Source organism: Escherichia sp. AM3, from assembly GCF_032029835.1.
Lineage (GTDB): Bacteria > Pseudomonadota > Gammaproteobacteria > Enterobacterales > Enterobacteriaceae > Escherichia > Escherichia coli.
Map to the genome: position 1 here is coordinate 21,710 of NZ_JAVUPQ010000013.1, position 19,814 is coordinate 41,523.

At 45.8% G+C, this 19,814-nt stretch carries 18 protein-coding genes; 6 read left to right on the plus strand and 12 right to left on the minus strand.

The window, feature by feature from the left end:
* Positions 1-23 precede the first annotated feature (23 nt).
* Together envC and RTW80_RS07915 are read left to right on the plus strand one after the other, a co-directional pair.
* Positions 24-1,283: a murein hydrolase activator EnvC gene (gene envC / locus RTW80_RS07910; RefSeq protein ID WP_000196256.1), complete on the plus strand. Its 1,260-nt coding sequence runs from the start codon at positions 24-26 to the stop codon at positions 1,281-1,283.
* Between the two features lie 3 nt (positions 1,284-1,286).
* Complete coding sequence (locus tag RTW80_RS07915; RefSeq protein WP_000483856.1) at positions 1,287-2,246, plus strand: divergent polysaccharide deacetylase family protein; 960 nt, start codon at positions 1,287-1,289, stop codon at positions 2,244-2,246.
* Here RTW80_RS07915 and waaH read toward each other — a convergent pair.
* The 3 genes from waaH to kbl form a co-directional block, all read right to left on the minus strand.
* Positions 2,233-3,267, minus strand: coding sequence for a UDP-glucuronate:LPS(HepIII) glycosyltransferase (waaH, locus tag RTW80_RS07920; protein WP_032247780.1), 1,035 nt, complete (start codon positions 3,265-3,267; stop codon positions 2,233-2,235). The genes RTW80_RS07915 and waaH overlap by 14 nt on opposite strands.
* Positions 3,268-3,505: 238 nt before the next feature.
* Positions 3,506-4,531 carry an L-threonine 3-dehydrogenase gene (gene tdh / locus RTW80_RS07925; RefSeq protein ID WP_000646014.1) on the minus strand — a complete coding sequence of 342 codons (1,026 nt, stop codon included), beginning with the start codon at positions 4,529-4,531 and terminating at the stop codon, positions 3,506-3,508.
* Between the two features lie 9 nt (positions 4,532-4,540).
* Positions 4,541-5,737: a glycine C-acetyltransferase gene (gene kbl / locus RTW80_RS07930; RefSeq protein ID WP_001213837.1), complete on the minus strand. Its 1,197-nt coding sequence runs from the start codon at positions 5,735-5,737 to the stop codon at positions 4,541-4,543.
* A gap of 213 nt (positions 5,738-5,950) precedes the next feature.
* Between kbl and rfaD the strand changes: the two genes are divergently transcribed.
* The 3 genes from rfaD to rfaC are packed head-to-tail and all read left to right on the plus strand — an operon-like array spanning position 5,951 to position 8,914.
* Positions 5,951-6,883: an ADP-glyceromanno-heptose 6-epimerase gene (rfaD, locus tag RTW80_RS07935; protein ID WP_000587749.1), complete on the plus strand. Its 933-nt coding sequence runs from the start codon at positions 5,951-5,953 to the stop codon at positions 6,881-6,883.
* A gap of 9 nt (positions 6,884-6,892) precedes the next feature.
* Positions 6,893-7,939, plus strand: coding sequence for an ADP-heptose--LPS heptosyltransferase RfaF (rfaF, locus tag RTW80_RS07940; RefSeq protein WP_000699228.1), 1,047 nt, complete (start codon positions 6,893-6,895; stop codon positions 7,937-7,939).
* Positions 7,940-7,942: 3 nt separating this feature from the next.
* Positions 7,943-8,914 carry a lipopolysaccharide heptosyltransferase RfaC gene (rfaC, locus tag RTW80_RS07945; RefSeq protein ID WP_001264572.1) on the plus strand — a complete coding sequence of 324 codons (972 nt, stop codon included), beginning with the start codon at positions 7,943-7,945 and terminating at the stop codon, positions 8,912-8,914.
* Positions 8,915-8,983: 69 nt separating this feature from the next.
* Here rfaC and RTW80_RS07950 read toward each other — a convergent pair whose 3' ends face one another.
* From RTW80_RS07950 to rfaQ, 9 genes are all read right to left on the minus strand, one after another.
* On the minus strand, positions 8,984-10,237 hold the full coding sequence (locus RTW80_RS07950; RefSeq protein ID WP_044697709.1) for an O-antigen ligase: 1,254 nt from the start codon (positions 10,235-10,237) through the stop codon (positions 8,984-8,986).
* A 45-nt stretch (positions 10,238-10,282) separates the two neighbouring features.
* Positions 10,283-11,266, minus strand: a complete 984-nt coding sequence (locus RTW80_RS07955; protein ID WP_000064004.1) for a glycosyltransferase family 2 protein — start codon at positions 11,264-11,266, stop codon at positions 10,283-10,285.
* An 84-nt stretch (positions 11,267-11,350) separates the two neighbouring features.
* Positions 11,351-12,376, minus strand: a complete 1,026-nt coding sequence (locus tag RTW80_RS07960; RefSeq protein ID WP_000364795.1) for a UDP-galactose--(galactosyl) LPS alpha1,2-galactosyltransferase — start codon at positions 12,374-12,376, stop codon at positions 11,351-11,353.
* A 25-nt stretch (positions 12,377-12,401) separates the two neighbouring features.
* A complete protein-coding gene (gene rfaY, locus RTW80_RS07965) occupies positions 12,402-13,094 on the minus strand; it encodes a lipopolysaccharide core heptose(II) kinase RfaY (RefSeq protein WP_000633087.1) in 693 nt (230 codons plus the stop codon).
* 9 nt (positions 13,095-13,103) lie between these two features.
* Positions 13,104-14,099: a glycosyltransferase family 8 protein gene (locus RTW80_RS07970; RefSeq protein ID WP_001001730.1), complete on the minus strand. Its 996-nt coding sequence runs from the start codon at positions 14,097-14,099 to the stop codon at positions 13,104-13,106.
* 16 nt (positions 14,100-14,115) lie between these two features.
* Complete coding sequence (gene waaO / locus RTW80_RS07975; protein WP_001272730.1) at positions 14,116-15,132, minus strand: lipopolysaccharide 3-alpha-galactosyltransferase; 1,017 nt, start codon at positions 15,130-15,132, stop codon at positions 14,116-14,118.
* Between the two features lie 15 nt (positions 15,133-15,147).
* Positions 15,148-15,945, minus strand: coding sequence for a lipopolysaccharide core heptose(I) kinase RfaP (gene rfaP, locus RTW80_RS07980; RefSeq protein ID WP_001491387.1), 798 nt, complete (start codon positions 15,943-15,945; stop codon positions 15,148-15,150).
* On the minus strand, positions 15,938-17,062 hold the full coding sequence (locus RTW80_RS07985; RefSeq protein WP_000634264.1) for a glycosyltransferase family 4 protein: 1,125 nt from the start codon (positions 17,060-17,062) through the stop codon (positions 15,938-15,940). Before RTW80_RS07985 ends, rfaP begins: the two co-directional genes overlap by 8 nt.
* Positions 17,059-18,117, minus strand: a complete 1,059-nt coding sequence (gene rfaQ, locus RTW80_RS07990) for a lipopolysaccharide core heptosyltransferase RfaQ (protein ID WP_000360402.1) — start codon at positions 18,115-18,117, stop codon at positions 17,059-17,061. Before rfaQ ends, RTW80_RS07985 begins: the two co-directional genes overlap by 4 nt.
* A gap of 412 nt (positions 18,118-18,529) precedes the next feature.
* Here rfaQ and waaA point away from each other — a divergent pair, with 412 nt between their 5' ends.
* Complete coding sequence (waaA, locus tag RTW80_RS07995) at positions 18,530-19,807, plus strand: lipid IV(A) 3-deoxy-D-manno-octulosonic acid transferase (protein WP_000891564.1); 1,278 nt, start codon at positions 18,530-18,532, stop codon at positions 19,805-19,807.
* Positions 19,808-19,814: the final 7 nt, after the last annotated feature.

Consider the following 19,814-nt stretch of genomic DNA (forward strand, 5'->3'; position numbering starts at 1 on the left):
TGAGGGGAAAGGCGATTAATACCATGACACGGGCCGTGAAACCGCGCAGGTTTGCAATCAGGCCCATCATCTACGCCAGCGTTCTTAGCGCTGGCGTATTGTTGTGCGCCTTTTCCGCCCACGCGGATGAGCGTGACCAACTCAAATCTATTCAGGCTGACATCGCCGCAAAAGAGCGCGCGGTACGCCAAAAGCAACAACAACGCGCAAGCCTGCTCGCACAATTGAAAAAGCAGGAAGAAGCGATCTCTGAAGCCACTCGCAAACTGCGCGAAACGCAAAACACGCTCAATCAACTCAATAAACAGATTGATGAGATGAACGCGTCGATTGCCAAACTGGAGCAGCAAAAAGCCGCCCAGGAGCGCAGCCTCGCCGCACAACTGGATGCCGCATTCCGTCAGGGCGAGCATACCGGTATTCAGCTAATTCTCAGCGGTGAAGAAAGCCAGCGTGGACAGCGTTTACAGGCTTATTTCGGCTATCTCAACCAGGCGCGACAAGAAACCATTGCCCAGTTGAAGCAAACGCGTGAAGAAGTCGCCATGCAGCGTGCTGAACTGGAAGAGAAACAAAGCGAGCAACAAACGCTGTTATATGAACAGCGCGCCCAACAGGCGAAACTGACTCAGGCTCTGAACGAGCGTAAAAAGACGCTGGCGGGGCTGGAATCTTCCATCCAGCAAGGTCAGCAGCAGCTAAGTGAACTGCGTGCCAACGAATCCCGTCTGCGTAACAGCATTGCCCGTGCGGAAGCCGCGGCGAAAGCGCGTGCTGAACGAGAAGCGCGTGAGGCCCAGGCGGTTCGCGACCGCCAGAAAGAAGCGACGCGCAAAGGCACCACCTATAAACCGACCGAAAGCGAAAAATCGCTGATGTCCCGAACTGGTGGCCTGGGCGCGCCGCGTGGTCAGGCATTCTGGCCGGTTCGCGGGCCGACGCTGCATCGCTATGGCGAACAGCTACAGGGTGAATTACGCTGGAAAGGGATGGTGATTGGTGCCTCTGAAGGTACTGAAGTTAAAGCGATTGCCGACGGTCGGGTGATTCTGGCTGACTGGCTGCAAGGCTACGGTCTGGTGGTGGTGGTTGAGCATGGTAAAGGCGACATGAGTCTTTACGGCTATAATCAGAGCGCACTGGTGAGCGTTGGTTCGCAGGTTCGCGCGGGCCAGCCAATTGCACTGGTGGGCAGCAGTGGCGGTCAGGGTCGGCCTTCACTCTATTTCGAAATTCGCCGCCAGGGTCAGGCGGTCAATCCACAGCCGTGGTTGGGAAGATAAGTTTTGTTTCCATTTCGTCGTAACGTTCTTGCATTTGCCGCTCTGTTGGCGCTCTCCTCCCCCGTACTTGCTGGCAAACTTGCCATCGTCATTGATGATTTTGGGTATCGCCCGCACAACGAAAACCAGGTGCTGGCGATGCCTTCCGCTATCTCCGTCGCTGTATTACCCGATTCACCGCACGCCAGAGAGATGGCGACCAAAGCGCATAACAGCGGTCACGAAGTGTTGATTCATCTCCCGATGGCACCGTTGAGTAAACAGCCGCTGGAGAAAAATACGCTACGCCCGGAGATGAGCAGCGACGAAATTGAGCGCATTATTCGTAGTGCGGTCAATAACGTGCCCTATGCCGTGGGGATCAACAACCACATGGGCAGCAAGATGACCTCTAACCTGTTTGGTATGCAGAAAGTGATGCAGGCACTGGAGCGTTACAATCTTTACTTCCTCGACAGCGTAACCATCGGTAATACCCAGGCGATGCGCGCCGCGCAAGGTACTGGCGTGAAGGTGATCAAACGGAAGGTGTTCCTCGACGATTCGCAGAACGAAGCGGACATCCGTGTGCAATTTAATCGCGCAATTGATCTGGCGCGTCGCAACGGTTCAACCATTGCCATTGGGCATCCTCACCCTTCAACGGTACGCGTGCTACAACAGATGGTTTATAACCTGCCGCCAGACATTACGCTGGTGAAAGCCAGCAGCTTGCTGAATGAACCGCAGGTTGATACTTCTACACCGCCGAAAAACGCTGTGCCTGATGCACCGCGTAATCCGTTCCGTGGCGTGAAGCTGTGCAAACCGAAGAAACCGATAGAACCTGTTTATGCTAATCGCTTCTTTGAAGTATTAAGCGAAAGCATCAGCCAGAGCACGCTGATCGTTTACTTCCAGCATCAGTGGCAAGGCTGGGGCAAACAGCCCGAAGCGGCGAAGTTTAACGCTAGCGCAAATTAAAGGCGCTACGCGTAATGCGATGGTGCGACCGCGTTTTGTCGCGCCATTGCCATAAGCGGAAAGACCACAGTAACGCCTGGTAACCGACCTTCACGCTGCGCACATTGGTAATCAGGCGCTTATACATACCGGAAGTAAATATCTCGGCAATCATCCGTTGGCGGGTAAGAATATCCGGCTCTTTGCGCACCGCATGGCAAACACGCAATGCCTCGTAAGTTATTTGCTGATGAAATTCCGGATAAATCATAATTTTGTCGGCATAATTTCGATTTAATTTCTCCAGCAGGCGGGTAATCTTAATATAGTGACGTTGATAATTAAGGTTTTTATTCCCTTGTCTATGCAACCGACTCACTGACGTATTATGCAGATAATATTTATATAATGATTGCTCGGTATATCGCGCACGCAGCGCGTTAAACATGAATTCTGTTGTCCAGACAATATCCTGATGATGTAATCCGGCAATAAATTTAATGTTATTTTTAACAATAACATCACGGCGATAAACCCCCATCCAGACAACGTGAGTCCAACGGCGCGAAGAAAGCCCCATCCGCAGCCAGTCCGGGCCGGTTAAGACGCCGGTTGAGCGAAGGCGATCGGTGGGGATGGATTGCCAGGTTTCTCCCGTTTCACGAAAACACCAGTCAGCGTTGCACTGCGCCACGTCGAGGTCGTCCTCTAACGCCATGGTCATCAGCGTTTCGTACATGGTGGGATAGACTTCATCGTCAGCATCGACAAAAGCGACATATTTGCCCGTTGCCACTTCAATCCCACGATTACGCGCCACCGATGCGCCAGCATTCGCCTGATGCAACAAACGAACGTGCGGATAGTTTTCTGCGTAATACTTTGCTATTTTAACAGAATTATCCGTTGAACCATCGTTAATAATAATGATTTCCAGAGCAGTCCAGGTTTGCGTAATTAAAGATTCCATACAAGTGCGGAAATCATCGCCCGCATTATATAACGGAATAATAACACTAAGTTTATTGGTGCTGTTCATCATAAATTACCGACGACCTCTGAAGTTATCCTGACGTTTTACAGGCTTTGTATTAAGAAACTATTAAGCCTGTGAGATATTATTTTTACAGGTGAGAGAGTCACTTCAGGGTAGAGAGATAATGAGAGCAGCTATATAAGAGATCAGCACAATTACGAACTCTTTATTACACTGACAGGATTTTACATATTTAACAGATTATCCTCAGATAAAAGGGCTGGAATACCAGCCCTTGTTCGTGTTAATCCCAGCTCAGAATAACTTTCCCGGACTGGCCCGAACGCATAGCGTCAAAGCCCTTCTGGAAATCATCGATAGAGAAACGATGGGTAATGATCGGCGAAAGATCGAGGCCAGACTGAATCAGCGCCGCCATCTTGTACCAGGTTTCAAACATCTCACGACCGTAAATACCTTTAATGAACAAGCCTTTAAAGATCACTTTGGTCCAGTCGATAGACATATCAGACGGCGGAATACCCAGCATCGCAATACGGCCGCCGTGGTTCATGGTGTCAAGCATGGTACGAAACGCTGGCGGCGCACCGGACATTTCCAGACCGACATCAAAACCTTCGGTCATGCCTAACTCCGCCATCACGTCATTGAGATTTTCTTTGGCGACGTTAACCGCACGGGTGATACCCATTTTACGCGCCAGCTCAAGGCGGTATTCGTTAACATCAGTGATCACCACATTGCGTGCACCAACGTGTTTCGCCACCGCCGCTGCCATAATACCAATCGGGCCTGCACCAGAAACCAGCACATCCTCGCCAACCAGATCGAACGACAGCGCGGTATGCACGGCATTACCGAAGGGATCAAAAATGGAAGCCAGGTCGTCGGAGATATTGTCGGGAATTTTGAAGGCGTTGAACGCCGGAATCACCAGATATTCGGCGAAGCAGCCCGGGCGGTTAACGCCGACGCCGATCGTGTTGCGGCACAGATGGGTACGACCGCCACGACAGTTGCGACAGTGACCGCAGGTGATATGGCCTTCGCCAGAAACGCGATCGCCAATCTTGAAGCCCTTCACTTCCTGACCAATACCTACCACTTCACCGACATATTCATGGCCCACGACCATCGGCACCGGGATGGTTTTTTGCGACCACTCATCCCAGTTATAGATGTGAACGTCAGTCCCGCAGATGGCTGTTTTACGGATTTTAATCAGCAGATCGTTATGCCCGAGTTCCGGTACAGGAACGTCGGTCATCCAGATGCCCTCTTCCGCTTTCAGTTTGGATAACGCTTTCATCTCACATCCTCAGGCGATAACGCCCAGTTGTTTACCAATACGCGTGAATGCTTCTACTGCACGCGTAATTTGCTCAGGGGTATGCGCCGCCGACATCTGGGTACGAATACGCGCCTGACCTTTCGGAACGACCGGATAGAAGAAACCGGTGACGTAAATGCCCTCTTTTTGCAGCTCACGGGCAAATTTCTGCGCCACTACCGCATCACCAAGCATGACCGGAATAATGGCGTGATCGGCTCCCGCCAGGGTAAAGCCCGCCGCCGACATTTGCCCACGGAACTGACGCGCGTTCGCCCACAGACGGTCACGCAACTCGCTACCCGCTTCAACCATCTCCAGCACTTTGATGGAAGCGGCGACAATCGCTGGTGCCAGCGAGTTGGAGAACAGGTACGGACGAGAACGCTGGCGCAGCCACTCAACCACTTCTTTGCGCGCCGCGGTATAACCACCAGAAGCCCCGCCCAGCGCTTTACCGAGCGTGCCGGTGATGATGTCGACACGCCCCATCACATCGCAGTATTCATGGGAACCACGACCATTTTCACCGACAAAACCGACCGCGTGGGAGTCGTCTACCATCACCAGGGCATCGTATTTATCTGCCAGATCGCAAACGCCCTTCAGATTGGCAATCACGCCGTCCATCGAGAACACACCATCGGTGGCAATCAACACATGACGCGCACCGGCTTCACGCGCTTCTTTCAGACGAGCTTCAAGCTCCTGCATATCGTTGTTGGCATAGCGATAGCGTTTAGCTTTACACAGACGCACACCATCAATAATAGACGCGTGGTTCAGTGCGTCGGAGATAATGGCGTCTTCCGCGCCCAGCAGCGTTTCAAACAGGCCACCGTTAGCATCAAAGCAGGAAGAGTAGAGAATCGCATCTTCCATCCCCAGGAATGCCGCCAGTTTTTGTTCAAGCTCTTTATGGCTGTCCTGAGTGCCGCAAATAAAACGCACCGAAGCCATGCCGAAACCGTGAGAATCCATTCCCGCCTTTGCTGCCGCAATCAGATCCGGATGATTCGCCAGCCCGAGATAGTTGTTGGCACAAAAGTTAATGACGTGGCTTCCATCAGCCACGGTGATATCTGCTTGCTGCGCAGACGTAATAATGCGCTCTTCTTTAAACAACCCTTCCGCCCGTGCGGTTTCCAGATCGTTGGTTAACTGCTGATAAAATTCTCCACGCATTGCGATTCTCCAGACAGGGCAAATTCCAGCACATATTACCCAAACTTATAGGTCGCGACGAGATAACGCGTTAACACTTCTGCAAAATTCAGGATAAATAACGTCCATCAATCTCACTTTTGGCGAATGGCTGAAGCCAACGCCGTGTAGTGATATGATAGAAGTATTCGTGTCTGAGATTGTCTCTGACTCCATAATTCGAAGGTTACAGTTATGATCATCGTTACCGGCGGCGCGGGCTTTATCGGCAGCAACATCGTTAAGGCCCTGAATGATAAAGGCATCACCGATATTCTGGTGGTGGACAACCTGAAAGACGGCACCAAGTTTGTGAACCTGGTGGATCTGGATATCGCGGACTATATGGATAAGGAAGACTTCCTGATCCAGATTATGGCTGGCGAAGAGTTCGGCGATGTCGAAGCGATTTTCCACGAAGGCGCATGCTCTTCCACCACCGAGTGGGACGGCAAGTATATGATGGATAACAACTATCAATACTCCAAGGAGCTGCTGCACTACTGCCTGGAGCGCGAAATCCCGTTCCTGTACGCTTCTTCCGCAGCCACCTACGGCGGACGCACCTCCGACTTTATTGAATCCCGCGAGTACGAAAAACCGTTGAACGTCTACGGTTACTCAAAATTCCTGTTTGATGAATATGTTCGCCAAATCCTGCCTGAAGCGAACTCGCAGATTGTTGGCTTCCGCTATTTCAACGTTTATGGACCGCGTGAAGGCCATAAAGGCAGCATGGCGAGCGTCGCTTTCCATCTCAACACTCAGCTTAACAAAGGTGAATCACCGAAGCTGTTTGAAGGTAGCGAGAACTTCAAACGTGACTTCGTCTATGTGGGCGACGTGGCAGATGTAAACCTGTGGTTCCTGGAAAATGGCGTTTCCGGTATCTTCAACCTCGGTACTGGTCGTGCGGAATCCTTCCAGGCCGTAGCAGATGCTACTCTGGCTTATCACAAGAAAGGCCAGATCGAATACATTCCGTTCCCGGATAAGCTGAAAGGCCGCTACCAGGCGTTCACTCAGGCAGATCTGACAAATCTGCGCGCGGCGGGTTACGACAAACCGTTCAAAACCGTTGCTGAAGGTGTAATGGAATACATGGCCTGGCTGAATCGCGACGCATAAGAGCTCTGCATGAAAATACTGGTGATCGGCCCGTCTTGGGTTGGCGACATGATGATGTCGCAAAGTCTCTATCGCACGCTCCAGGCGCGCTATCCCCAGGCGATAATCGATGTGATGGCACCGGCATGGTGCCGTCCATTATTATCGCGGATGCCGGAAGTTAACGAAGCTATCCCTATGCCTCTCGGTCACGGAGCGCTGGAAATCGGCGAACGCCGCAAACTGGGTCATAGCCTGCGTGAAAAGCGCTACGACCGCGCCTACGTCTTACCAAACTCCTTCAAATCTGCATTAGTGCCTTTCTTCGCGGGTATTCCTCATCGCACTGGCTGGCGCGGCGAGATGCGCTACGGTTTACTCAACGATGTACGCGTGCTCGATAAAGAAGCCTGGCCGCTAATGGTGGAACGCTATGTCGCGCTGGCCTATGACAAAGGCATTATGCGTACCGCACAAGATCTGCCGCAGCCATTGTTATGGCCGCAGTTGCAGGTGAGCGAAGGTGAAAAATCATATACCTGTAATCAATTTTCGCTTTCATCAGAACGTCCGATGATTGGCTTTTGCCCGGGTGCGGAGTTTGGTCCGGCAAAACGCTGGCCACACTACCACTATGCGGAGCTGGCAAAGCAGCTGATTGATGAAGGTTATCAGGTGGTTCTGTTTGGCTCTGCGAAAGATCATGAAGCGGGCAATGAGATTCTTGCCGCTTTGAATACCGAGCAGCAGGCATGGTGTCGGAACCTGGCGGGGGAAACACAGCTTGATCAAGCGGTTATCCTGATTGCAGCCTGTAAAGCCATTGTCACTAACGATTCTGGCCTAATGCACGTTGCGGCGGCGCTCAATCGTCCGCTGGTTGCCCTGTATGGTCCGAGTAGCCCGGACTTCACACCGCCGCTATCCCATAAAGCGCGCGTGATCCGTCTGATTACCGGCTATCACAAAGTGCGTAAAGGTGACGCTGCGGAGGGTTATCACCAGAGCTTGATCGACATTACTCCCCAGCGCGTACTGGAAGAACTCAACGCGCTATTGTTACAAGAGGAAGCCTGACGGATGCGGGTTTTGATCGTTAAAACATCGTCGATGGGCGATGTTCTCCATACGTTGCCCGCACTCACTGATGCCCAGCAGGCAATCCCAGGGATTAAGTTTGACTGGGTGGTGGAAGAAGGGTTCGCACAGATTCCTTCCTGGCACGCTGCCGTTGAGCGAGTTATTCCTGTGGCAATACGTCGCTGGCGTAAAGCCTGGTTCTCGGCCCCCATAAAAGCTGAACGCAAAGCGTTTCGTGAAGCGCTACAAGCAGAGAACTATGACGCAGTTATCGATGCTCAGGGGCTGGTAAAAAGCGCGGCGCTGGTGACGCGTCTGGCGCATGGCGTAAAGCATGGATTGGACTGGCAAACCGCTCGCGAACCGTTAGCCAGCCTGTTTTACAATCGTAAGCATCATATTGCAAAACAGCAGCACGCCGTAGAACGCACCCGCGAACTGTTTGCCAAAAGTCTGGGCTATAGCAAACCGCAAACCCAGGGCGATTATGCTATTGCACAGCATTTCCTGACGAACCTGCCTACAGATGCTGGCGAATATGCCGTATTTCTTCATGCGACGACCCGTGATGATAAACACTGGCCGGAAGAACACTGGCGAGAATTGATTGGTTTACTGGCTGATTCAGGAATACGGATTAAACTTCCGTGGGGCGCGCCGCATGAGGAAGAACGGGCGAAACGACTGGCGGAAGGATTTGCTTATGTTGAAGTATTGCCGAAGATGAGTCTGGAAGGCGTTGCCCGCGTGCTGGCCGGGGCTAAATTTGTAGTGTCAGTGGATACGGGGTTAAGCCATTTAACAGCGGCACTGGATAGACCCAATATCACGGTTTATGGACCTACCGATCCGGGATTAATTGGTGGGTATGGGAAGAATCAGATGGTTTGTAGGGCTCCGGGGAATGAGTTGTCTCAATTGACAGCAAATGCTGTTAAGCGGTTCATTGAAGAAAACGCTGCCATGATTTAAATTACAACTCTTTAATAGATAATTTTGAAATAAAATCAGCTTCCTTGCTGATTTTATTTCACATATTCATTACTTCTCTAATAAACATTGGTCCGATTGTGCTTTAAAATAAGCACAAAGCAATATTATGGTGATAAACACAGCAGTCGGAACCGGTTTAGAAAAGAGTATTACATCACTTAGTCCTACTACCAGTAGTGAAAAAAGCAAGATTAAAATATAAGGTTCTTTAGCAGTTCTTAAGGCATATATGAGTATTGCTGAAAATGCTAAAATTGTTAATACAACTCCAGGAATACCACGCGTTGATAACGTATCTATGAGATCGTTATGCAAATGAGAATCTACATAGGGTAAAGCGCCACTCAATCTAGGCTCTTTTTCTTCTAGTTCATGTATTTTTTCCGCACGTTTTTCCAGTGATTGTCCTATTGGAGAATATGTTTTTAAGCCAACTTCATACATTGCCAGACGGGCACCGACTGAAGTTCTGGTGTTATCATGCGAATAATTAACTAAATCGTTATTTAAGTCATTCATTCTCATAAGCAATGTATCTTTAAAAGAAAATACACCTGCTAATAATGCAATCGTAATAAAACAATATAACTTATAATTAATTCGCTTATTAATATAACTATCCATTACGATTAATATTAACGCAAAGAATGGAAACACTAATATGGCTGCACGCGTCTCAGTTACTATGACAGCACATAAGCTAAGCATGAAGTTAATTGTATATAATGTTGTTTTATGTCTAAAGTCGGATTTTAAAATGAGAATTGATGCCAGTAAAGAAGGAAAAAGGATGATGTAGCCTGCTGTTGTAGCGTGGGAAGCTGATAATGCAACACGGTCGACGTTTAAATAGAAATGTTGCCACATGGCATGCGCAAAAAAAAGTAACTGCGTTGCCAGGGATGCGAACAGAATTAGTTTCCCAAATTTTATTTTTGTTCTCATCTCATTTTTAGCAAAAAGAACTAAGAAAATAAAAGCGCTACACAAGGCAATTTTTCCAGTTTCCATTGGGCCACGATATGCATTGGTATAAACAGAGCCTGAAATTTTATAATGTGAATACCAGATGATATTTACGATACCCAAAAGACATAATGAGATGAAAATTAACAAAGTAGGATTATTAGTTATTGTTTTTTTTGGTGTCACAAGAAAATACAATGCAGATATAATTCCAGCTGCATGAAGAAACTTTGTTGCAACATCATCCCATAAAGACAAAGTCATTAAAGAAAAAATACATAATATGAGAATTAAAGACTTTATACCAGAATTAATTTTATTCCAACAAAACGACATATAGTTTCAACCTATGCTACGAGGATGGGTTATTTAATGCAAGATCTAACGTTTATTCTTTTTTCTATTTACCAGTCTTACCATCCTCCAGATAATATAATTTTTTGATGCTAATATTTTTGCTCGTCTCTTATCTCTCTTGCCAGGAAGATTACAATCTTTTAATTCTTTTTCATTGCTTTCAACTAATTGATTCAATTGTTTAAAATCACCATTAAGTAGAACATTCCACAAATAACGAGTTTTATGATAAGCTCTATTTTGACTCAATAATGTATGAATTTCTTCTTTCCGGTTACCTTTGTATAACTGCATCACAGAAGAGTAGATTTTTTCGTGCGCAAATGACTCATGTCGATAATGAGTGATGGTTCTACATGAGTTCATTAAGGAATTTTCTCTATAGTTATGCTTATACATATAATATGGAACCGCATACATATCGCATGTAATTAGCAGTCGATAGATAAAATCCAGATCTTCTCCTAGTCGTAAATCTTCATCAAAAAAAAGATTATTCTCTTCCAGAAGTTGTTTTCTTATAAACAAGCACCCTATATGGAATCTAACCTTTTTATAAAAAAAGTCGAAAAGTAAAGATCCTTCATTAAACTCTGTATTTATAGGTGAGTAAGTAACACCATTTTTTATATGATGGCCATAAAGCCCACAATAAATGGCATCTCCTCCCGTCTCATGTTGTCTGGAATACATCTTCAGCAGATAGTTAGGATCTATCTCATCATCATCATCCATAAAACATATAAACTGTCCTTGCGCCTTGCGGATACCTGTATTCCTGGCAGACGAAACACCGCCATTTTCTTTATTGATAATAATTAATCGAGAGTGGGTTAACCCATACTCTCTCAAAACGTTTGATGTGTTGTCTTTAGAACCATCATTAACAATAACAATTTCAAAATTTGGGTAAGTTTGTTTTTCTAATTTCGTTAGAGTTTCAGTAATGTAATCAGATGAATTATACGTCGGTATTATTATGGATACTAAAGGGTAATCATTGCTCATCGTGTTCTCTTGCCTGAACTAATAAAATATGATAGTACTCATCCTTAATTATTATTGTAACTCAGACATCCATGATTTTTATTATTACCCAAATAGTTTTCTTTTATACTTATTTAATTTAAATTTAATGAAGTAAATAAAAGCGTTAAACGTATCACCATTTTTCTTTGCATGTTGATATTTCACTTGATACTGCTTTTCATTCGTGGCTGGAATAAACGCCACATCATTCCAGCAAGAAGCCTGATAAGCCTCATTAAAATAGTTCTGGCAGGGATAATTCGTCCAGTCGTTCCAGGGCTTCGTTACGCCAACATAATGAATCAGCTTAGTATCATCGGTAATGGTCTTTTTATAATCTTCATCGCTTTTATTTTTTAACTCATAATCGATGCCATAAAAGCAATCATAATCGCCGCTAATAAAAATACAATGACCAAAAAACAGAATATTTAAAATATCCTGATCAAGGCATTTATACTTCGTGTGCTGCGGGTCACTTGCCAGCATAGCAATGGCTTTATTCATAAAATCATTTTTCGCCCATGCTTCAAGCTGCAGATATACTACACCGGCGTTGAAATAATTCCCTGGAAGTCCCTCTATAGCCAGACGCTTCGCTGGTTTTTCCTGCATAAAAGGCACATCTTTAATAACAGCTGCAAACTTATCCCCATCAAAATTAATATCAAGCAATCCAGCTAATGAGCCTTTACAGATGACATCAGCATCGATATATAACAGATTTTCAATAGTTTCACTCAGATACTGGAACGCAACTAAACGGAAGAATGTTGCATAAGACCACTGTTTCAGGCTGGGGAAGATATCAATAAAGGCATTGGAGACTTTATAAATTCTTACTTCAACGTTAGCATTTTTGCTGGTAAAAGCATTAACACGTTGTAGATAATCTTCATCAATGTAGTCGGTAAAGAGATGAAACTTAACCGCAAGGTCCGGGTTATGCATAACAACTGATTGCATAGATACTGCCGCACCAAATAAAAAGTTACGGTCAATACCGTAAGCGATATTTAACACACGATCGGTGTTAGCAATTTCCCCAGAGACAGCGACTTCAGTAATACTCTCAGCTAATAAATCCATGTTGGTTCCGTTTTGACTGTGTGGTTTACGCTTTGCCTTTTAATTTTTTAATAAATTTGCGTAGTTTGGTTCTGTAGATTACTGAATAGTAGCCATAATCTTTTATTTCGTTGGCAATACCCAGGTGACGTTCCATGGCCAGACGATCACGAGCTTTACGCTCTGCCGTACAGCTTTTACCGGATAGGTCAATTATCCTGACACCATCTTTACTAACGATAAAATTACCCCGGTGTGGGTCGCCCGATAGCATATTTAAGGCATGCAATTTTTCCATTGAAGCCTTAATTTCTGCTTTAACATTTTCTGGAATAATCGGCATATCATTGAGCTCTACGCCCTCGACATACTCGATAAGCATGATAAAAACACTGGCATAGTTGAAAATTTTACGCTCAGCCAGAAAATAAAAATCATTAGGAAAAGTAAGACCTGCACTTCTGACACGATCGGTTTCAACGATCAAATTCTGATAGTAGTCACCTTTTACAAAAGATTTTAAAAAACGTTCATTCCTTTTCGTTTTCGGAGCAAAGACTTTAAAAACATAGCGACCATATTTCGTATCAATCAACGATACTTTGGTATCATCAATATTACGTAATACTTTTACTGTTTTAAAATTATAGGCCAGTATTTCATCAAAGATTTCTTTATATTTATTATCGTTATCTTTGTAATAAAATGAGAAGCCGCGATAGCGTATACTTGTAATCATAAGAGTAATTTATTTCTTAAGCTTGTACTTAATTAATGAAGTTATACCTTTAATATACTCACCATGGGCAAACAGATGCTTATATTGTTTCTGCATTTCTGCAACAGTCCGCGCCTCTTTAAGAGGATATTTCTTCCAGGGAGATTGTTCACGCGCGATATTAAAGTATGATGCAGACGGATATCCAGCCCAGCTATGCCATGGTTTAGTTATCCCTGTATAGTGAATCAATACTGTTTTATCAGTAATGGTTTGCTGATACTTTCGATGACTACGATCATGAAGTTCGTTTTTCAGGGTATAAATAGTATCAAAATCCTTCGCGAGGTAGATATTATTCATATTAAATGCGATATTCAACGCATCCTGATCTAAATATTTAAGAGAGCCATATTTAGTTTCCCCTCGTAAAAGCGTGAGTAAATACGGTGTCAAATTTGCTTCATGCCATTTTTTAAGATTGACATAGATAACGCCTGCATTGAAATAACGTCCATTCATTTCGGGAATGTTGAGGCGTTTTGCACATGCCGCCTGAGTACTATCATTGTCAGGAATGACCGCAGCAAACTCATCTTTAAATATAATTTCTGTGAGAGGTTTCAGGCTTCCTTTACAAACAACATCGGCATCCAGATACAGCAGTGTGGAAATACTTTCACTCAGATATTCAAAAGACAATACCCTGAAGTATGTCGCGTACGACCAAAACTGTGACGTCGGCAGATCAGCAAAGTATTTGGGGTCAATTAAATATACAATAATTGAGGTATTAAATTGTTTTGCTGTTTCATTAAATGACTTTAAATAATTATCATCCACATAATCAGTGAAAACATGAAAGACAAAATTAATATCTGAATTATTAATCAAAACAGAAGAAATTGAAACGCCAGCACCATACAAAAAATTCTTATCGATACCGTAGGAAACATTTAGCTCTGGGGCGTTTTCTTTTTTATTATCTGCTAAATACGAAAACCGTTCTTTTATAAATTCATTCATTTAACTTTTCTCAATTTCATTTTATTATCTTTAAATAAAAATAATAAATATAATTCATTATCCCGTTAATTGGTTTATTTTGTTTAAAATTATGCTTGGCGCAATAACGAGCATAGTTTGAGTTAACTGGCCGCATTAACGGTTCATTTTTCCAGGGCGATGCTTCTTTGGCTTTGATAAATGGTTGCGCACTTGGATAACTGGCCCAGTAATGCCAGGGTTTTGTCGGGCCGACATAATGAATTAATACGATTTCATCATTAATTGGACAAACAAATGATTTTTTTAATTCATAATTTAAACTAAACTGCGTATTGTATTTAGCATCAATGAATTTAACTTTCCCTAACAGGATAAGATTAAGGATATCTTGATCCATATAGGTTAAATGGGAAACGATGGCTTTATCAGCAAGCATCGACATCGCTTTAGCAGAAACGGACTCCTGCGCCCACGCTAGTGTATTAATTAACAGGACACCTGAATTAAAGTAACCCTTTTCAAGTTCATTACACTGCAGACTTTGACCCCGTAACGACCACCAGTTAGCATCGCGTTCAGTAACAACAGCAGCAACGTTATTGGCAAGATCCATTGTTATCAGCGGCTTTAAGTTTCCCTGACAGGCGATATCAGCATCCAGGTAAAGGATCTTATCTTGTTGATCAATAAAGTAATCTGCAATTACAAAACGGAAATACATGGCAATAGACCAATTTTTGGTCGTCGGTAATGCCTTAAGCCGTTCACAATTTACCAGATGGATCTGGATACAGGTACGATAGCTTTTCGCCAATTGGGCTAAACGCTGGATATCGGCTTCAGGGATATCATCAATAAAAACGTGGAAAACAAAACTCACGTCGTTGTTATGTAACAAAACTGACGTGATTGAAACACCACAACCAAAAAGAAAGTTTTTATCAATGCCATAAGCAACATGGAATGATGATGCCACTGACGCCGCTGGCCTTTCATCGAAGATGATTGTCTTATTGATCATCTCTTGTGGATTAAAATAGTGGGCACTCATATTTCTCTCCGGAAATTACAACGATTTTCGAATCGTTCTTTCCCTGATTTTTGTGGCTTTTGCTTCTGCTTGCGACAGCAGTCCTTGTTCCTGCTTGAGAATGTCTTTAAGCGGGGCGGCAAAATACACTTTCATAAACCGCCAGATATCCCGCTGAGTCAGGCCGATATTCATCGAAGAAAAATAAAGCCCAATAAGATCTTTATCGCGCCAACGACGTGGAACGCGCGTGCGAAGCTGCGCCCGGTGCAGGTCAATTACCGAAATTTTTAACTCCTCTTCCTTACCGGAAAAAGGCAAGTGCAGCAGGAAATGACAGATATAACAGTCACGGTGATTAATGCCCGCAGCATGCATATCGCGCACCATCGTCGCGACACGCTTAATAAGCATACGCTTTACGCGAACATCTGGTGGGTTGGTCGCCCAGTCAGCACAGTAATCTTCCAGACTTATGGTTGGTGTCAGATCTTCGGTAATAATAAACGAGGTTCTGGTCAGCGGATTCATGCCTTTTTCGCCGAATGCCACCCCATACATAGTATCAACGCCGACATCCCGCAGTCGATGAATCGCATTCCATTCGCGGTCTGCGCCTAATACTGGCATCCGCAATGAGAGTAAATTTTTGATTATCTCTTTCAGGGTCGTGCCGCGATGCCATTTGAGAAAATAGCTTTTTCCCGCCATTTCAAAGCGCAGAGTACGGCGAGTTTCCAGTTCACGAAATATCTCACCCTGCAAGGTTTTAACTTCCTCAAAAGGATCTTTACCGCGCCATAACGTGGCAAACGGCTCTTTAAGTTCAACCATCCAGACCACCCGTTATGATATCCGCCGCTTTCTCTGGCAGACTGTATAAATCTTGTGTATCAGCATAATGTCGCGCATTTTCCGCCCAGGCCTGGCGCAATGAAGATTGCGTTAACGCTTTGCGTAAAATCTCATTCAATGTTTCCTGGCGGAATGGCTCAGCAATAGCCTCGCCGCAATTGGCCTCGACAATATAAGGCGCATAGCCACAAACGGCTGTTGTTAGTACCGGTAATCCTGCAGTAATCGCTTCCAGCAGCACAATTCCCGCCGCTTCCTGGTAGGCAGGATGCAGTAATAAATCCGCCGCCGCCATTAATTCCGAGACATCATTGCGCCCCGAGAAGAAGTGAACATTACTGCGCACGCCGCGTTTTTCTGCCAGCGCCTCAAATTTTCGCGGTTTATCCTGCCCAACAACATATAGCAATGTGTTGTGGCGCAGCGAATCCGGTAAAGAAGCAAGTGCTTCAATGGAACGATCGACACCTTTACGCGTGAAGTCTGAACCGACCTGCAACAATAAATATTGTTGTTCGGTTATTCCATTCTTCTTACGGAAGATTTCACGGCTATTGGCTGGCTGCTGGCTATATTTACGATCAGGATAAATCCCCGGTGGCAGAATATGAAAACGCTCCGCTTCAGTCTGATAATGTTTCTGGAAATCGGCGATTTGCTTATCTGTCAGCATCAGCAGCTGTGTCGGCTTGCCCTGTTCGAAGGTTGCCCGCTCAAAGGCGGCATAATGGCGATAACGTGACGTCAGGCGATAGAAAAAGCCTTTCTCCTGCGCTACTTTCTCGGCATAACAAACATCAGCGGCATAATAAACGTCCAGCCCCGGCATTTTGTTGAATCCAACGACTTTATCGACGGGATGTTCGCGTAAATGTTTTTGCACCCAGGTAAAATACTCCGCATTGCGCCCGTGATTGGTATGCGATTTAACCGGCACTTTGATCAGTTCAAATACATCAGGGCATTCGCCTTCCCACGACTGGGTATAAACCCGAACATGATGACCTCGGGCGGCGACTGTCTGAGCAATACGCATAAAATCGCGCTGCAAACCGCCAAAGGGAAAATATTTATATAAACAAAAAGCAACGATCATAACGACGTACCTGTCGTGGAGGAGGGCAGTAATTTATCGACAGCAGCAATGACATCTGCCGCCGGAATAACCGAAAGATACATCTCATTTCGGTCACGCTGATCGCGCGTTGGCATTTCCCGGTAATCTCCCGCCCAGAATTGAATCATGTTATTTGACCAGGGACGCCAGAAAATATGGTCTGTCGCACCAAACAGCGATATCAGCGGCGTATTAACTGCAGCGGCAATATGCGCCGGTGCGGAATCAACGCCAATAAACAGCTGCGCATGATCGATTAACGCACCAAGTTCCGGGAAGGTCACCTTTCCAGCCAGCGCCGTTACTGGTGGCGTCTGGCATCCCTGCGCAATTTCATTGACGCAGGCCAGATCGTCTTTATCCGGGCCGGACGTCAGAACGACTTCATAACCACGAGCATGTAAGGCATCAATCACAGCGGAAAACTTGGCGTTGTCCCAGCATTTGAAGATTTGCCGCGCCGTAGGTTGGATAACCACATAATTTTGTCCAACACCAGCGTGATCAAGTTCGCGACGCATACGTTTCCAGCTTGCAGGCGGGTAACTCATGGTTGTCTGCTTCACCAACGAATCAAGTCCCAATGGTGTCAGCACGGATAAGTTACTTTCCACCACATTTCCACCCTGCAACGGCACCAAATGGGTGAAACTTTTACGCCAAAAAGCAGACTGCCGATGATGATAATCCTGGGAAATTTTCACACGAGCATTTAATAAGCGAACCAGTATAGCAACCATCCATTGATCGGTAAGATTGACGATAAGGTCATACTTATTGGCACGTAATACCTTGATGAGATGAAAAAAGTTGGCAATTTTTTCTGAGGCTTTTGCTTTTTTATTTTTTATGCCGTAGAGCGCGTTAATCTCTGGATTTTCAGACAGGATCGGGATGGTGTCCTGATAAAGCAGCACATCGATTTTTGCGTCAGGGTAATTTTTTTTCAGCGAACTAATGACGGGAGTAGTTAATAACATATCCCCATGAAAACGCATCTTAATGAGCAAAATTCTTCGAAATGGCTTATCCACAAGTAACTCTTTTTGTTGAGATTATCCGATTAAGGTGAAGCAGAAAAAGCACGCTACCGCCCCAGGCTCAACAGCTACCTGAATACTGATACCGCACTGATATTGACGCGCTAGTGTATCACTTCTTTCGCGGCAATCCGACCCGAATGATTTTTAAGCACATTGTTGATTTTCAATAAAGAAATCAATCAAATAAAATCATTAGCAACCATATTCTTTCACTGTTGCTCTGCGATTCCTTCCTGCACGTACAGCAGAAATCAATGAATCGCATAAAAATACAAAAAAAGTATAGATGTTCAGCAAGAATTGGCGGGTAAATTGCTATTTAAGTCAAAAACGGGAAAAGTAATGGTAAAGCCACAGCTAAATACATAGAATCCCCAGCACATCCATAAGTCAGCTATTTACTATGCTCGAATTGCTTTACACCGCCCTTCTCTACCTTATTCAGCCGCTGATCTGGATACGGCTCTGGGTGCGCGGACGTAAGGCTCCGGCCTATCGAAAACGCTGGGGTGAACGTTACGGTTTTTACCGCCATCCGCTAAAACCAGGCGGCATTATGCTGCACTCCGTCTCCGTCGGTGAAACTCTGGCGGCAATCCCGTTGGTGCGCGCGCTGCGTCATCGTTATCCTGATTTACCGATTACCGTAACAACCATGACGCCAACCGGTTCGGAGCGCGTACAATCGGCTTTCGGGAAGGATGTTCAGCACGTTTATCTGCCGTATGATCTGCCCGATGCACTCAACCGTTTCCTGAATAAAGTCGACCCTAAACTGGTGTTGATTATGGAAACCGAACTATGGCCTAACCTGATTGCGGCGCTACATAAACGTAAAATTCCGCTGGTGATCGCTAACGCGCGACTCTCTGCCCGCTCGGCCGCAGGTTATGCCAAACTGGGTAAATTCGTCCGTCGCTTGCTGCGTCGTATTACGCTGATTGCTGCGCAAAATGAAGAAGATGGTGCACGTTTTGTGGCGCTGGGCGCAAAAAATAATCAGGTGACCGTTACCGGTAGCCTGAAATTCGATATTTCTGTAACGCCGCAGTTGGCTGCTAAAGCCGTGACGCTGCGCCGCCAGTGGGCACCACACCGCCCGGTATGGATTGCCACCAGCACTCACGAAGGCGAAGAGAGTGTGGTGATCGCCGCACATCAGGCATTGTTACAGCAATTCCCGAATTTATTGCTCATCCTGGTACCCCGTCATCCGGAACGCTTCCCGGATGCGATTAACCTTGTCCGCCAGGCTGGACTAAGCTATATCACACGCTCTTCAGGGGAAGTCCCCTCCACCAGCACGCAGGTTGTGGTTGGCGATACGATGGGCGAGTTGATGTTACTGTATGGCATTGCCGATCTCGCCTTTGTTGGCGGTTCACTGGTTGAACGTGGTGGGCATAATCCGCTGGAAGCTGCCGCACACGCTATTCCGGTATTGATGGGGCCGCATACTTTTAACTTTAAAGACATTTGCGCGCGGCTGGAGCAGGCAAGCGGGCTGATTACCGTTACCGATGCCACTACGCTTGCAAAAGAGGTTTCCTCTTTACTCACCGACGCCGATTACCGTAGTTTCTATGGCCGTCATGCCGTTGAAGTACTGTATCAAAACCAGGGCGCGCTACAGCGTCTGCTTCAACTGCTGGAACCTTACCTGCCACCGAAAACGCATTGAGGTTGTT